General features: G+C 60.5%; 14 protein-coding genes. All 14 read left to right on the top strand.

Going from position 1 to position 13,490, the window contains the following annotated elements; translation table 11 throughout:
* Positions 1–7 precede the first annotated feature (7 nt).
* The 14 genes from ACYZTZ_RS06600 to fnr all read left to right on the top strand — a co-directional run bounded on the left by ACYZTZ_RS06600 (position 8) and on the right by fnr (position 13,448).
* Positions 8–208, top strand: coding sequence for a cbb3-type cytochrome oxidase subunit 3 (locus tag ACYZTZ_RS06600; RefSeq protein ID WP_177338877.1), 201 nt, complete (start codon positions 8–10; stop codon positions 206–208).
* Complete coding sequence (gene ccoP / locus ACYZTZ_RS06595; protein ID WP_056744269.1) at positions 205–1,158, top strand: cytochrome-c oxidase, cbb3-type subunit III; 954 nt, start codon at positions 205–207, stop codon at positions 1,156–1,158. The genes ACYZTZ_RS06600 and ccoP (ACYZTZ_RS06595) overlap by 4 nt, the downstream gene beginning before the upstream one ends.
* Positions 1,159–1,641: 483 nt before the next feature.
* Positions 1,642–3,084: a cytochrome-c oxidase, cbb3-type subunit I gene (ccoN, locus tag ACYZTZ_RS06590; protein WP_008157290.1), complete on the top strand. Its 1,443-nt coding sequence runs from the start codon at positions 1,642–1,644 to the stop codon at positions 3,082–3,084.
* Positions 3,084–3,692: a cytochrome-c oxidase, cbb3-type subunit II gene (ccoO, locus tag ACYZTZ_RS06585; RefSeq protein WP_018925301.1), complete on the top strand. Its 609-nt coding sequence runs from the start codon at positions 3,084–3,086 to the stop codon at positions 3,690–3,692. Before ccoN ends, ccoO begins: the two co-directional genes overlap by 1 nt.
* 5 nt (positions 3,693–3,697) lie before the next feature.
* Positions 3,698–3,883 carry a CcoQ/FixQ family Cbb3-type cytochrome c oxidase assembly chaperone gene (locus ACYZTZ_RS06580; RefSeq protein WP_003175465.1) on the top strand — a complete coding sequence of 62 codons (186 nt, stop codon included), beginning with the start codon at positions 3,698–3,700 and terminating at the stop codon, positions 3,881–3,883.
* Positions 3,880–4,863 (top strand): cytochrome-c oxidase, cbb3-type subunit III, encoded by a 984-nt coding sequence (gene ccoP, locus ACYZTZ_RS06575; protein WP_046057052.1) that lies wholly within the window; start codon positions 3,880–3,882, stop codon positions 4,861–4,863. The genes ACYZTZ_RS06580 and ccoP (ACYZTZ_RS06575) overlap by 4 nt, the downstream gene beginning before the upstream one ends.
* A 252-nt stretch (positions 4,864–5,115) precedes the next feature.
* Positions 5,116–5,313: a hypothetical protein gene (locus ACYZTZ_RS06570; RefSeq protein ID WP_461997583.1), complete on the top strand. Its 198-nt coding sequence runs from the start codon at positions 5,116–5,118 to the stop codon at positions 5,311–5,313.
* A 297-nt stretch (positions 5,314–5,610) separates the two neighbouring features.
* Positions 5,611–7,023 carry a cytochrome c oxidase accessory protein CcoG gene (gene ccoG, locus ACYZTZ_RS06565; protein ID WP_461997582.1) on the top strand — a complete coding sequence of 471 codons (1,413 nt, stop codon included), beginning with the start codon at positions 5,611–5,613 and terminating at the stop codon, positions 7,021–7,023.
* Between the two features lie 11 nt (positions 7,024–7,034).
* The gene (locus tag ACYZTZ_RS06560) at positions 7,035–7,574 is read left to right on the top strand and encodes a FixH family protein (RefSeq protein ID WP_461997581.1); all 540 of its coding nucleotides are present in this window, start codon (positions 7,035–7,037) and stop codon (positions 7,572–7,574) included.
* A 136-nt stretch (positions 7,575–7,710) separates the two neighbouring features.
* Positions 7,711–10,161, top strand: a complete 2,451-nt coding sequence (locus ACYZTZ_RS06555; protein ID WP_461997580.1) for a heavy metal translocating P-type ATPase — start codon at positions 7,711–7,713, stop codon at positions 10,159–10,161.
* 22 nt (positions 10,162–10,183) lie between these two features.
* Positions 10,184–10,402 (top strand): cbb3-type cytochrome oxidase assembly protein CcoS, encoded by a 219-nt coding sequence (ccoS, locus tag ACYZTZ_RS06550; protein ID WP_007905420.1) that lies wholly within the window; start codon positions 10,184–10,186, stop codon positions 10,400–10,402.
* Positions 10,395–11,078, top strand: a complete 684-nt coding sequence (locus tag ACYZTZ_RS06545) for a sulfite exporter TauE/SafE family protein (protein WP_008146819.1) — start codon at positions 10,395–10,397, stop codon at positions 11,076–11,078. The genes ccoS and ACYZTZ_RS06545 overlap by 8 nt, the downstream gene beginning before the upstream one ends.
* Positions 11,079–11,199: 121 nt before the next feature.
* Positions 11,200–12,582 (top strand): oxygen-independent coproporphyrinogen III oxidase, encoded by a 1,383-nt coding sequence (gene hemN, locus ACYZTZ_RS06540; protein ID WP_462000647.1) that lies wholly within the window; start codon positions 11,200–11,202, stop codon positions 12,580–12,582.
* Between the two features lie 131 nt (positions 12,583–12,713).
* A complete protein-coding gene (fnr, locus tag ACYZTZ_RS06535) occupies positions 12,714–13,448 on the top strand; it encodes a fumarate/nitrate reduction transcriptional regulator Fnr (protein ID WP_008146816.1) in 735 nt (244 codons plus the stop codon).
* Positions 13,449–13,490: the final 42 nt, after the last annotated feature.

Here is a 13,490-nt window from a genome sequence, read left to right as displayed (position 1 = left end):
CTTTGAAATAATGAGTGAGATGAGCAGTGGAATGATCCGCGGCCTGGGCACGGTCGTGGTGTTCGTAGCCTTCGTCGGCCTGACGCTGTGGGTGTTCAACAGCAAGCGCAATCCGGAATTCGCCGAAGCGCGTTTGCTGCCGTTCGCCGATGAACCGCTACCCGATGACGCCACCCAAGAACCTGAAACAAGGAGTACCCGGCCATGACCACCTTCTGGAGTACGTGGATCTGCGTACTGACCATCGGCAGCCTGATCGGCCTGACCTGGCTGCTGATCGGCACCCGCAAGGGCGAAACCAAGGGCAGCGTCGACCAGACCATGGGCCACAGCTTCGACGGCATCGAGGAGTACGACAACCCGCTGCCGCAGTGGTGGTTCATGCTGTTCGCCGGCACGCTGGTATTTGCCGTGGGCTATCTGGTGCTTTACCCGGGCCTGGGCAACTGGAAAGGCATTCTGCCGGGTTACGAGGACGGTTGGACCGGCGTCCACGAGTGGGAAAAGGAGATGAACAAGGCCGATGCGAAGTTCGGGCCGATCTTCGCCAAATTCGCGGCGATGCCCGTGGAAGAAGTGGCCCAGGACCCGCAAGCGTTGAAAATGGGCGGTCGCCTGTTTGCCTCCAATTGCGCGGTCTGCCACGGCTCGGATGCCAAGGGCGCCTTTGGCTTCCCCAACCTGACGGACACCAGCTGGCGCTGGGGCGGCAACGCCGACACCATCAAAACCACGATCATGGGTGGTCGCATGGCGGCGATGCCGGCCTGGGGTGAAATCCTTGGTGATGCTGGCGTGAAGAACGTCGCGGCTTATGTGCGCCATGACCTGGCCGGCCTGCCGTTGGCTGCCGACAGCGGTGCCGACCTGCACGCAGGACAGCAAACGTTCAGCACTATGTGCGTAGCCTGTCATGGCGCAAACGGCCAGGGCACTGAAGCCATGGGCGCGCCGAATCTGACGCAACCGGCCGGTTTTATCTACGGGACAAGCCTGGCGCAACTGCAACAGACGATTCGTCATGGTCGCCAAGGCCATATGCCGGCGCAGAACGAAATGCTCGGCAACGACAAGGTGCAACTGCTGGCCGCTTACGTTTACAGCTTGTCTCATGGGCTGAACACCGAGCGTTTGCAGGCTGAAGGCAAACACGAATAAATCTCGACCGCTCTGCTGCCGCATTCTCCCGGATGCGGCAGTTCCCTGCCCCTTTGCGACCCATTGTCGCACCCCTCCGTTGGTCCTCCTTTCGGTTCACCAGATTCGGGTCTAAGCTTCCCCCGATGCGGACTGGCATGAGCCGGTTCCAGGTCGACCCAACCCGATGTGTTCGACGAATCTGCTCGATGACAGGCCGCAAAGGCTGGTAGATACCGGCTGTCGTGCCAATTGCCATCTGTCACCCGATCGTTGCGTTTGAACACACCCCGTTACATCCGACCTGACCCCCTCACCATTTTCGTCCGCTGCGACATTTTGCCCTTGGGCAATTTTGTCCCTACGCGGCGCATGGAAAGGCCGCAGAATCAGCTTTTGAAAGCATTGACCCAGGTCATGGCGCGTTGCAATGACCCCCCGCTTTCTCCATACTTGCGGCCGATTTTTACTCCTAATAAAACACCCAAACCGTGGAACCTTAGAATGAGCACAGCAATCAGTCCGACTGCTTATAACTATAAGGTAGTCCGCCAGTTCGCCATCATGACGGTGGTCTGGGGGATCCTTGGCATGGGGCTTGGTGTCTTCATCGCCTCACAGCTTGTATGGCCGGAATTGAACTTCGGTCTGCCGTGGACGACTTTTGGACGCTTACGCCCGTTGCACACCAACCTGGTGATTTTCGCCTTCGGTGGTTGTGCTCTGTTTGCCACTTCTTATTACGTCGTGCAGCGAACCTGCCAAACGCGACTGATTTCCGACAGCCTCGCCGCCTTCACCTTCTGGGGTTGGCAAGCGGTGATCGTCGGCGCGATCGTTACCTTGCCGCTGGGTTACACCACCACCAAGGAATACGCGGAACTGGAATGGCCCCTGGCTATTCTGCTGGCCATCGTCTGGGTTACTTACGGTCTGGTGTTCTTCGGCACCATCACCAAGCGCAAAACCAAGCACATCTATGTGGGTAACTGGTTCTACGGTGCCTTCATCGTTGTGACGGCGATGCTGCACATCGTCAACCACGCTTCCCTGCCGGTCAGTTTCTTCAAGTCCTACTCGGCCTACGCCGGTGCGACTGACGCGATGATCCAGTGGTGGTACGGCCACAACGCGGTGGGTTTCTTCCTGACCACCGGCTTCCTGGGGATGATGTACTACTTCGTTCCGAAGCAGGCCGAGCGTCCGATCTACTCCTATCGTCTGTCGATCGTGCACTTCTGGGCGCTGATCACCCTGTACATCTGGGCCGGTCCGCACCACCTGCACTACACCGCACTGCCGGACTGGGCTCAGTCGCTGGGCATGGCGATGTCGATCATCCTGCTGGCACCAAGCTGGGGCGGCATGATCAACGGCATGATGACCCTGTCGGGCGCCTGGCATAAGCTGCGCACCGACCCGATCCTGCGGTTCCTCGTTGTGTCGCTGGCCTTCTACGGCATGTCGACCTTCGAAGGCCCGATGATGGCCATCAAGACCGTCAACTCGCTGTCTCACTACACTGACTGGACCATCGGCCACGTACACGCCGGCGCCTTGGGCTGGGTAGCGATGATCTCGATCGGCGCCATCTACCACATGATCCCGAAACTGTTCGGTCGTGTGCAGATGCACAGCATCGGCCTGATCAACACGCACTTCTGGCTCGCGACCATCGGTACCGTTCTGTACATCGCTTCGATGTGGGTCAACGGCATCACCCAGGGTCTGATGTGGCGTGCAATCAACGACGACGGCACCCTCACCTACTCGTTCGTTGAAGCGCTGCAAGCCAGCCATCCTGGTTTCATCGTTCGCGCCCTGGGCGGTGCGTTCTTCGCCAGCGGCATGCTGTTCATGGCCTACAACGTATGGCGTACCGTACGTGCCTCGAACCCGGCTGAAGCCAAAGCTGCTGAACAGATTGCTGTAGTTGGAGCTCACTGATGAAGCATGAAGCAGTCGAGAAGAACATTGGCCTGCTGGCCTTCTTCATGGTTATCGCCGTCAGCATCGGCGGCCTGACCCAGATCGTTCCGCTGTTTTTCCAGGACGTCACCAACAAGCCGGTCGAAGGCATGAAGCCTCGTACCGCCCTTGAACTGGAAGGCCGCGACATCTACATCGCCAACGGTTGTGTCGGCTGCCACTCGCAGATGATCCGCCCGTTCCGCGCTGAAACCGAACGTTACGGCCACTACTCGGTCGCCGGTGAAAGCGTCTGGGACCACCCGTTCCTGTGGGGTTCCAAGCGTACCGGTCCGGACCTGGCCCGTGTTGGCGGTCGTTACTCCGATGACTGGCAGCGTGCGCATTTGTACAACCCGCGCAACGTTGTGCCTGAGTCGAAAATGCCGGCCTACCCGTTCCTCGTGGAAAACAAGCTCGACGGCAAAGACACCGCCAAGAAAATGGAAGTCTTGCGCACGCTCGGCGTCCCTTACACCGACGAAGACATCGCCGGCGCCAAGGATGCTGTGAAGGGCAAAACCGAAATGGACGCGCTGGTGGCCTATCTGCAAGGCCTGGGCACCATCATCAAAAGCAAACGGTGATTTAGATGGATATCGGGATGATTCGTGGCCTGGGCACCGTTGTTGTGATGGTGGCCTTCATCGGTCTGGCGTTGTGGGTATTCAGCCCCAAGCGCAAGTCGGAGTTTGAAGACGCGACCTTGCTGCCTTTCGCGGATGATCCCGAAGCCATCAAGCACGTCGAGCAAGCTTCTAGGAGTAACAAAGAATGACTACGTTCTGGAGTCTGTACGTCACAGTCCTCAGTCTCGGCACGATCTTCGCCCTGACCTGGCTGCTGCTGTCCACCCGCAAGGGCCAGCGCAGCGAAGCCACCGAAGAAACGGTTGGCCACTCCTTCGACGGGATCGAGGAGTACGACAACCCACTGCCAAAATGGTGGTTCATGCTGTTCGTGGGCACCATCATCTTCGCCCTGGGCTACCTGGTTCTGTACCCGGGCCTGGGTAACTGGAAAGGCCTGCTGCCGGGTTACAACTACCTCGATAACGACAAGCAGACCGCGTTCGCCAACGGCCAGAGCGGCTGGACCGGCGTTCACGAGTGGGAAAAGGAAATGGCCAAGTCGGACGCCAAGTTCGGCCCGATCTTCGCCAAATTCGCTTCCATGCCGATCGAAGAAGTCGCCAAGGACCCGCAAGCCCTGAAGATGGGTGGCCGCCTGTTCGCCTCCAACTGCTCGGTCTGCCACGGTTCCGATGCCAAGGGCGCGTATGGCTTCCCTAACCTGACCGACGCCGACTGGCGCTGGGGCGGCGAAGCGCAAACCATCAAGACCACCATCATGGGCGGTCGTCACGCTGTGATGCCGGCGTGGGCAGAAGTGATCGGCGAGCAAGGCGTTGCGAACGTTGCCGCGTTCGTACTGACCAACCTCGATGGCCGCAAGTTGCCGGAAGGCACCAAGGCTGACCCGGTAGCCGGCCAGAAGCTGTTCGCTGCCAACTGCGCGGTGTGCCACGGTCCGGAAGGCAAAGGCACGCCAGCGATGGGCGCGCCTAACCTGACCCACCCGGCAGCGTTCATCTACGGTTCGAGCTTCGCTCAACTGCAGCAGACCATCCGTTACGGCCGTCAGGGCCAGATGCCTGCGCAAGAACAGCTGCAAGGCAACGACAAGGTTCACCTGCTGGCCGCTTACGTCTACAGCCTCTCTCATGGTGAGAAAGCGCCAGTGGCGGACGCCCAGTAAGGCAAACGCTTGATGCAATAAAAAACGGCCCCGTCAGACGACGGGGCCGTTTTCATTTCAGGCTGGAAATTTTCTTGTCGCACCGCATTTCACAAGGCAACCCATCAACACCACTCACAACCTGAAACCATTCCTCACTCGCCGCAAACACCAACAGAATCTAACCTTTGCGCAGCCTGGTGAAAATCCAATCACAACAACACTGCTTTTCTCCCCCGGTTAAAACAACCCAACAAACAAGGAAGTTGTTTCATGTCTGAACAAAACATTACAGGCAGCCCGCCCGACAACATTGAACACCAGACTGACGCCGAAGGCGTCCCCCTGAAGAATGCTGACGAGACAAACACCCTGACGCGCAAAACCAGGTCCATCGACAGTGAAAACAGCGCCGACCGAAAACGCGGCACCGGAGGGCTGGACTCTTTGGGAGGCGGTCGCCTCCCTTGACATCACTGCATTGGCGATTGAGCCACCCGTAACAGGATTGCAGCGCTAGCGCGCTGCAATCCAAAGCGAAATAGTGCGCGGTCAGCCTGGGATAAAGGTGAATCATCTATAGTCAATTGACTTGCATCATGTTTTGTTACATCTGCTACACCATCCACGAATTTTCCCCAACGCGACCAAAGGTCGCACCCTTGACCTAGAGCGACAGGCGTATCATTGCGCCACTGCAACACCTCTTTTTGACCGCGGTCGGCATGTACTGACCGAGGCATTTTTCCACTGCCGTGGGATGCAATGATGAGCAATCAGATTCCGGTACACGACGTCACCCCTGCCAAGAACGCGAACAACAGCGCCGACCTTTACGCCTCTCGGGAAAAAATCTACACGCGCGCCTTCACCGGCCTGTTCCGCAACCTGCGGATGATGGGCGGTGCCGGGCTGTTTCTGTTGTATTTCGGTACGGTCTGGCTGAGCTGGGGCGGCCATCAGGCCGTCTGGTGGAACCTGCCGGAACGCAAATTCTTCATCTTTGGCGCAACCTTCTGGCCTCAGGACTTCATCCTGCTCTCGGGGATCCTGATCGTCAGCGCTTTCGGCCTGTTCTTCATTACCGTGTACGCCGGGCGGGTCTGGTGCGGCTATACCTGCCCGCAGAGTGTCTGGACCTGGATTTTCATGTGGTGCGAGAAGGTTACCGAAGGCGATCGCAACCAGCGCATCAAGCTCGACAAAGCGCCCATGAGCGCCAACAAATTCCTGCGCAAATTCAGCAAACACACGATGTGGTTGTTGATCGGCTTCATCACCGGCATGACCTTCGTCGGTTACTTCTCGCCGATCCGCGAACTGACCATCGACTTTTTCACCGGCGAAGCCGACGGCTGGTCGTACTTCTGGGTCGGTTTCTTCACCCTCGCCACCTACGGCAATGCCGGCTGGTTGCGCGAGCAGGTGTGCATTTACATGTGCCCGTACGCGCGCTTCCAGAGCGTGATGTTCGACAAAGACACCCTGATCGTTTCCTACGACCCGCGTCGTGGTGAAGGCCGCGGCCCGCGCAAGAAAGGCGCCGACTACAAGGCCATGGGCCTGGGCGACTGCATCGACTGCACCATGTGCGTCCAGGTCTGCCCGACCGGTATCGACATCCGCGACGGCCTGCAAGTCGAATGCATCGGCTGTGCGGCCTGCATCGATGCCTGCGACAGCATCATGGACAAGATGGATTACCCGCGCGGCCTGATCAGCTACACCACCGAGCACAACCTGTCCGGGCAAAAAACCAATAAACTGCGCCCGCGCCTGATCGGCTATGCCACGGTGCTGCTGGCGATGATCGCTTTGCTGATGACCGCATTCTTCATGCGTTCGCTGGTCGGTTTCGACGTCAGCAAGGACCGCGTGCTGTACCGCGAGAACGCCGAAGGCCGGATCGAAAACGTCTACAGCCTGAAGATCATGAACAAGGATCAGCGCGACCACACCTATGTGCTCGAAGCCGCTGGCCTGCCGGACCTCAAGCTGCAAGGCAAGCGCGAGATCAAGGTCGCCGCCGGGGAGATTTTCAGCCAGCCGGTCGAACTGTCCAGCGCACCGGAGAAACTGCCATCGAGCACCAACGAGGTGAAATTCATCCTCAAGGATGCCGATGACGACAGCGTCCACATTGAAGCCAAGAGCCGGTTCATCGGCCCACAAGTTCGTTGAGAGAAGTGATCATGCCTGCAGCAAACGCCACAAGTCCCTGGTACAAGCACCTTTGGCCGTGGATCATCATCGCCATCCTGGCGTGTTCCGTGACCCTGACCTTGTCCATGGTGACGATCGCGGTGAAAAACCCGGACAACCTGGTCAACGACAACTATTACGAAGCCGGCAAAGGCATCAACCGCTCCCTCGACCGTGAATTGCTGGCGCAGACCCTGCTGCTGCGCGCCAGCGTTCATCTGGACGATGTGACCGGTGAAGTCGACCTGCGCCTGAGCGGCAACAGCCAGCCCAAAACCCTGGAGCTGAACCTGATCTCGCCGACCCAGCCGGAGAAGGATCGCAAGATCACCCTGGCACGCAGCGAAACCGAACAGGGCCGCTACATTGGCCAGTTGAACGACAAGGTCGACGGTCGTCGCTTTGTAGAACTGCTGGGCGTTCAGGACGACAAGACCTGGCGCATGTTCGAAGAAGAACAGGTCAGCCATGACAAGGATCTGCTGCTGGGTGATGAACCGCTGCAAGGCGCCGAAGACCTGAAAAAATAAAGTCGCGCTTCGCGCATCGCGAGCAGGCTCGCTCCCACAGGGTTTTGTGAACGCCACAAATCCAATGTGGGAGCGACGGTGCGACGATTCGACCTGCTCGCGATGAGGCCCTTCCGGACGAAATAGATTCCAGCTCATGAGTACTCCACTCCCCTGCTACCACTGCGCCCTGCCCGTCCCGGCCGGCAGCCGCTTCACCGCTGCCGTCCTCGGTGAAACCCGCGAGTTCTGCTGCCCGGGTTGCCAGGCCGTGGCCGAAGCCATCGTGGCCGGCGGACTGGAAACCTATTACCAGCATCGCAGCGAGTCATCAGCCAACCCCGAAGCGCTGCCGGTGCAGTTGGTGGACGAACTGGCGCTGTACGACCGCGCCGACGTGCAAGCCCCCTTCGTCCGCCACGAAGGCGAACTTGCCGAAACCACCCTGTTGATGGAAGGCATCAGTTGCGCCGCCTGCGGCTGGCTGATCGAGAAACACCTGCGTGGCTTGCCGGCAGTGGCCGAAGCGCGCCTGAACCTGTCCAACCATCGCCTGCATGTGCGCTGGGCCGATGCGCAAATGCCGCTGAGCCAGGTACTCAGCGAATTGCGCCACATCGGTTACGCCGCGCACCCCTATCAAGCCGACCGCGCCAGCGAACAACTGGCCAGCGAAAACCGCCTGGCCCTGCGCCAACTCGGCGTGGCCGGGCTGCTGTGGTTCCAGGCGATGATGGCGACCATGGCCACCTGGCCGGAATTCAACATCGACCTCAGTCCCGAGCTGCACACCATCCTGCGTTGGGTCGCGCTGTTTCTCACCACCCCGATCGTGTTCTACAGCTGCGCGCCCTTCTTCAAAGGCGCGATGCGCGACTTGCGCACCCGCCACCTGACCATGGACGTCTCGGTGTCGCTGGCGATTGGCAGCGCTTATATCGCTGGGATCTGGACCTCGATCACCGGTGTCGGTGAACTGTATTTCGATGCGGTCGGCATGTTCGCGCTGTTCCTGCTGGCCGGGCGTTATCTCGAACGTCGCGCCCGCGAACGCACCGCCGCCGCCACCGCACAACTGGTCAATCTATTGCCCGCCTCGTGTCTGCGCCTGAGTGCCGACGGCCAGAGCGAGCGGATCCTGCTCAGCGAACTGCGCGTCGGCGATCAGGTACTGGTGCACCCCGGCGCGATCCTCCCGGCTGACGGCAAGATCCTCGACGGCCAGTCGAGCATCGACGAATCCCTGCTCACCGGCGAATACTTGCCGCAACCGCGCACGCCGGGCGATGCGGTCACCGCCGGCACCCTGAACGTCGAAGGCGCATTGACCGTGGAAGTCCTGGCGCTGGGTCAAGACACCCGACTGTCCGCCATCGTCCGCCTGCTGGACCGCGCTCAGGCCGAGAAGCCGCGACTGGCGGAAATTGCCGACCGCGCCGCGCAATGGTTCCTGCTGCTGTCGCTGATTGCCGCTGCCGTTATCGGCCTGATCTGGTGGGAACTGGATTCGTCGCGAGCCTTCTGGATTGTGTTGGCGATGCTCGTTGCGACGTGTCCGTGCGCCTTGTCCCTGGCCACACCGACCGCCCTCACCGCCGCCACCGGCACGCTGCACAAGCTGGGTTTGCTGCTGACTCGCGGCCACGTGCTGGAAGGTCTGAACCAGATCGACACGGTGATTTTCGACAAGACCGGCACGTTGACGGAAGGTCGCCTGGCCTTGCGTTCGATTCGCCCGCTCGGCGCGCTCAACAGCGATCAATGCCTGAGCCTGGCCGCCGCCCTGGAAAACCGTTCCGAACACCCGATCGCTCGCGCGTTTGGTCGGGCGCCGCTGGCCGCCGAAGAAGTCCACAGCACGCCCGGACTTGGCCTCGAAGGCTTGGTCGGTGAACAACGCCTGCGCATCGGCCAACCGGGTTTTGTCTGTGAACTCAGCGGCGCTGCCCTGCCATCGATGCCGGATGAAGCCGGCCAATGGCTGTTGCTCGGCGACAGCCAGGGGCCGCTGGCATGGTTTGTTCTCGACGACCGTCTGCGTGCCGATGCACCCGCCCTGCTCGCGGCCTGCAAGGCTCGCGGCTGGCGCACGCTGCTGCTGTCCGGTGACAGCTCGCCGATGGTCGCCAGTGTCGCCGCGGAACTGGGCATCGATGAAGCCCGTGGCGGTTTGCGCCCGGACGATAAATTGCAGGTCCTGCAACAGCTGCACAAGGAAGGCCGCAAGGTGTTGATGCTCGGTGACGGGGTCAACGATGTGCCCGTGCTGGCCGCCGCCGACATCAGCGTGGCCATGGGTTCGGCCACCGATCTGGCGAAAACCAGTGCCGACGCGGTATTGCTGTCGAACCGCCTCGACGCACTGGTACAAGCCTTCAGCCTGGCTCGACGCACCCGCCGGGTAATCATCGAGAATCTGCTGTGGGCCGGGCTGTACAATGGCCTCATGTTGCCGTTCGCCGCCCTCGGCTGGATCACTCCGGTATGGGCCGCGGTCGGCATGTCCATCAGTTCGTTGACCGTGGTGCTGAACGCCCTGCGCCTGACTCGCATGCCAAACACGCCTGCGGTCAGCGCCACGCCAGAAACCCGTCCGCTGCCGGCCTGAGCCGCGCGGGCATGGAGTCCAGATGCCAGCTCTCTACGTGATGATCCCGGCCGCGCTGCTGATCGTGGCCATCGCTATTTACATCTTCTTCTGGGCAGTCGACAGCGGTCAGTACGACGACCTCGACGGCCCGGCCCACAGCATCCTGTTCGACGATCAGGACCCAAACCACAAGGCCGCGGTCGACGAAGCCAGCGGCCATCCGGCCAAACCGGACGACAAGGCGCCACCCCATGCTTGAGTTGGCGCCGCTGCTGGTGTCTGCGGTGATTCTCGGTCTGCTCGGTGGCGGGCATTGCCTGGGCATGTGCGGCGGATTGATGGGCGCGTTGACCCTGGCAATTCCCAAGGAGCAACGCAGCCGACGCTTTCGACTGCTGCTGGCCTACAACCTGGGGCGAATTCTCAGCTATGCAACGGCCGGCCTGCTGATCGGCCTGGCGGGCTGGGCGGTGGCCAACAGCCCGGCGGCGATGTTCATGCGCGTCATTGCCGGATTACTGTTGGTCGCCATGGGTCTGTACCTCGCCGGTTGGTGGAGCGGCCTGACCCGCATCGAAAGCCTCGGTCGCGGCCTGTGGCGGCACATCCAGCCGGTTGCCAACAAACTGCTGCCGGTGTCGAACGTCCCCCGCGCGCTACTGCTGGGCGCGCTCTGGGGCTGGCTGCCGTGCGGGTTGGTTTACAGCACGTTGCTGTGGTCGGCGAGTCAGGGCAATGCGCTGGACAGTGCGTTGCTGATGCTCGCGTTCGGGCTGGGTACCTGGCCGGTATTGCTCGCCACGGGATTGGCGGCTGAGCGGGTCACGGCGTTATTGCGCAAACGTAGCGTGCGGATGACGGGCGGATTATTGGTGATCCTGTTCGGCATCTGGACCTTGCCGGGGCCGCATCAGCATTGGCTCATGGGCCATTAGACCCGCGAAGAGGCCCTCACAAACACACCGATCCTGACCGTTGATGCAAATCAAGATGCCCCGACGCCGCACCCCCTAGACTCGCGGACACTGCCAGCCTATCCGGGGGAATGCCCGCATGATGCTCGACGCCATTCGTTGGGACACCGATCTGATCCGCCGTTACGACCTGGCGGGACCGCGCTACACCTCCTACCCGACCGCGGCGCAATTCGACGGTCAGGTCGGCACGTTTGACCTGTTCCACGCCCTGCGCGACAGCCGTAAAGCCCTGCGCCCGTTATCGCTGTATGTGCACGTGCCGTTCTGCGCGAACATTTGTTACTACTGCGCCTGCAACAAAGTCATCACCAAGGACCGCGGCCGGGCCCAGCCCTATTTGCAGCGCCTTGAGCAGGAAATCCAGCTGATCGCCTGCCACCTAGACCCCGCGCAGAAAGTCGAGCAACTGCATTTCGGCGGCGGCACCCCGACCTTTCTCAGCCACGATGAACTGCGCCAGTTGATGGCCCAGTTGCGCAAAAGCTTCAACTTGCTGGACGACGATTCCGGCGACTACGGCATCGAAATCGACCCTCGCGAAGCCGACTGGTCGACCATGGGCCTGCTCCGTGAACTGGGCTTTAACCGGGTCAGTATCGGCCTGCAAGACCTCGATCCGGCGGTGCAACGGGCAGTCAATCGCCTGCAAAGCCTGGAAGAAACCCGCGCGGTGATCGACGCTGCCCGCACGCTGCAGTTTCGCTCGATCAACATTGACCTGATCTACGGCTTGCCGAGGCAAACACCCGAAAATTTCGCCCGCACCGTCGATGAGGTGATCAACCTGCAACCCGATCGCCTCTCGGTGTTCAACTACGCGCACCTGCCGGAACGCTTCATGCCGCAACGGCGAATCAACAGCGACGAGCTACCGACACCGGCGCAAAAACTGGAAATACTCCAGGGCACCATCGAGCAGCTGACCCAGGCCGGTTACCGCTACATCGGCATGGACCACTTCGCGCTGCCCGACGATGAACTGGCGATTGCTCAGGAAGAATCGACCCTGCAACGCAACTTCCAGGGCTACACCACCCACGGTCATTGCGACCTGATTGGCCTGGGCGTGTCGGCCATCAGCCAGATCGGCGACTTGTATTGCCAGAACAGCAGCGACCTGAATCAGTACCAGAACACGCTGGCTAGCGCGCAGCTGGCCACCAGCCGTGGCCTGCTGTGCAACGCCGATGACCGCCTGCGACGTGCGGTTATCCAGCAACTGATCTGCACTTTCAGCCTGGAGTTCGCCGAGATCGAACACGCCTTCAACGTCGACTTTCAGGGTTACTTCGGCGAACTCTGGCCACAGTTGCAGGGAATGGCCGACGACGGCCTGATCGAACTGGATAACGAACGGATCACCGTACTGCCCGCCGGACGATTGCTGGTGCGTTCGGTGTGCATGGTGTTCGACGCGTACCTGGAACAGCACAATCGCCAGCGGTTTTCGCGGGTGATCTAGCCATCACCTCACCGGCCGGCCTGCGAAACGCTGGCTTTACGACCCTGCGACAAAATCGCCGCGTGCCTGAATGTCCTCCCGTGGGTTACCCTTACGGCTTATGTGTGTTTTTTCCCACAAGGATTGAAGAAATGTCCGAGCCAGTAAAGCTGCGCGCTCATAGCCAGGCCCATTGCAAGGATTGCAGCCTGGCCCCCCTCTGCTTGCCACTTTCTTTGAATCTGGAAGACATGGAAGCGCTGGACGAAATCGTTAAACGTGGCCGCCCGCTGAAAAAAGGCGAATTCCTGTTCCGCCAGGGCGACACCTTCGATTCCGTTTATGCAGTACGCTCTGGCGCCCTGAAGACCTTCAGCCTGAGCGATGGCGGCGAAGAACAACTCACCGGTTTCCACCTGCCGAGCGAACTGGTCGGCCTGTCGGGCATGGACACCGAAAAACACCCGGTCTCGGCGCAAGCCATGGAAACCACATCGGTGTGTGAAATCCCTTTCGAACGCCTCGACGAACTGGCGCTGCAACTGCCACAACTGCGCCGTCAGTTGATGCGCGTGATGAGCCGCGAGATTCGCGACGATCAGCAAATGATGTTGCTGCTGTCGAAGAAAACCGCCGACGAACGCATCGCCACGTTCCTGGTCAACCTGTCGGCCCGTTTCCGCGCCCGGGGCTTCTCGGCCAACCAGTTCCGCCTGAGCATGTCGCGCAACGAAATCGGCAATTACCTGGGCCTGGCGGTGGAAACCGTGTCTCGGGTGTTCACGCGCTTCCAGCAAAACGAACTGATTGCTGCTGAAGGCAAGGAAATCCACATCCTCGACCCGATCCAGCTCTGCGCCCTGGCCGGCGGCTCGCTAGACGGCTGATTTCGGCGATGGCGGCTGAGCGAAACGGTTCAGCCGCCGTTA

The organism is Pseudomonas sp. LB3P58, from assembly GCF_054897895.1.
The sequence above is the reverse complement of the archived record's forward strand: the minus strand, read 5'-3'. Positions and strand labels throughout refer to the sequence as shown.

Excerpts from the sequence above, each read along its gene's own strand:
- ccoP (WP_056744269.1), top strand. The coding sequence starts at position 205 with ATGACCACCTTCTGGAGTACGTGGATCTGCGTACTGACCATCGGCAGC.
- ccoN (WP_008157290.1), top strand. The coding sequence starts at position 1,642 with ATGAGCACAGCAATCAGTCCGACTGCTTATAACTATAAGGTAGTCCGC.
- ccoO (WP_018925301.1), top strand. The coding sequence starts at position 3,084 with ATGAAGCATGAAGCAGTCGAGAAGAACATTGGCCTGCTGGCCTTCTTC.
- ACYZTZ_RS06580 (WP_003175465.1), top strand. The coding sequence starts at position 3,698 with ATGGATATCGGGATGATTCGTGGCCTGGGCACCGTTGTTGTGATGGTG.
- ccoP (WP_046057052.1), top strand. The coding sequence starts at position 3,880 with ATGACTACGTTCTGGAGTCTGTACGTCACAGTCCTCAGTCTCGGCACG.
- ACYZTZ_RS06570 (WP_461997583.1), top strand. The coding sequence starts at position 5,116 with ATGTCTGAACAAAACATTACAGGCAGCCCGCCCGACAACATTGAACAC.
- ccoG (WP_461997582.1), top strand. The coding sequence starts at position 5,611 with ATGAGCAATCAGATTCCGGTACACGACGTCACCCCTGCCAAGAACGCG.
- ACYZTZ_RS06560 (WP_461997581.1), top strand. The coding sequence starts at position 7,035 with ATGCCTGCAGCAAACGCCACAAGTCCCTGGTACAAGCACCTTTGGCCG.
- ACYZTZ_RS06555 (WP_461997580.1), top strand. The coding sequence starts at position 7,711 with ATGAGTACTCCACTCCCCTGCTACCACTGCGCCCTGCCCGTCCCGGCC.
- ccoS (WP_007905420.1), top strand. The coding sequence starts at position 10,184 with ATGCCAGCTCTCTACGTGATGATCCCGGCCGCGCTGCTGATCGTGGCC.
- ACYZTZ_RS06545 (WP_008146819.1), top strand. The coding sequence starts at position 10,395 with ATGCTTGAGTTGGCGCCGCTGCTGGTGTCTGCGGTGATTCTCGGTCTG.
- hemN (WP_462000647.1), top strand. The coding sequence starts at position 11,200 with ATGCTCGACGCCATTCGTTGGGACACCGATCTGATCCGCCGTTACGAC.
- fnr (WP_008146816.1), top strand. The coding sequence starts at position 12,714 with ATGTCCGAGCCAGTAAAGCTGCGCGCTCATAGCCAGGCCCATTGCAAG.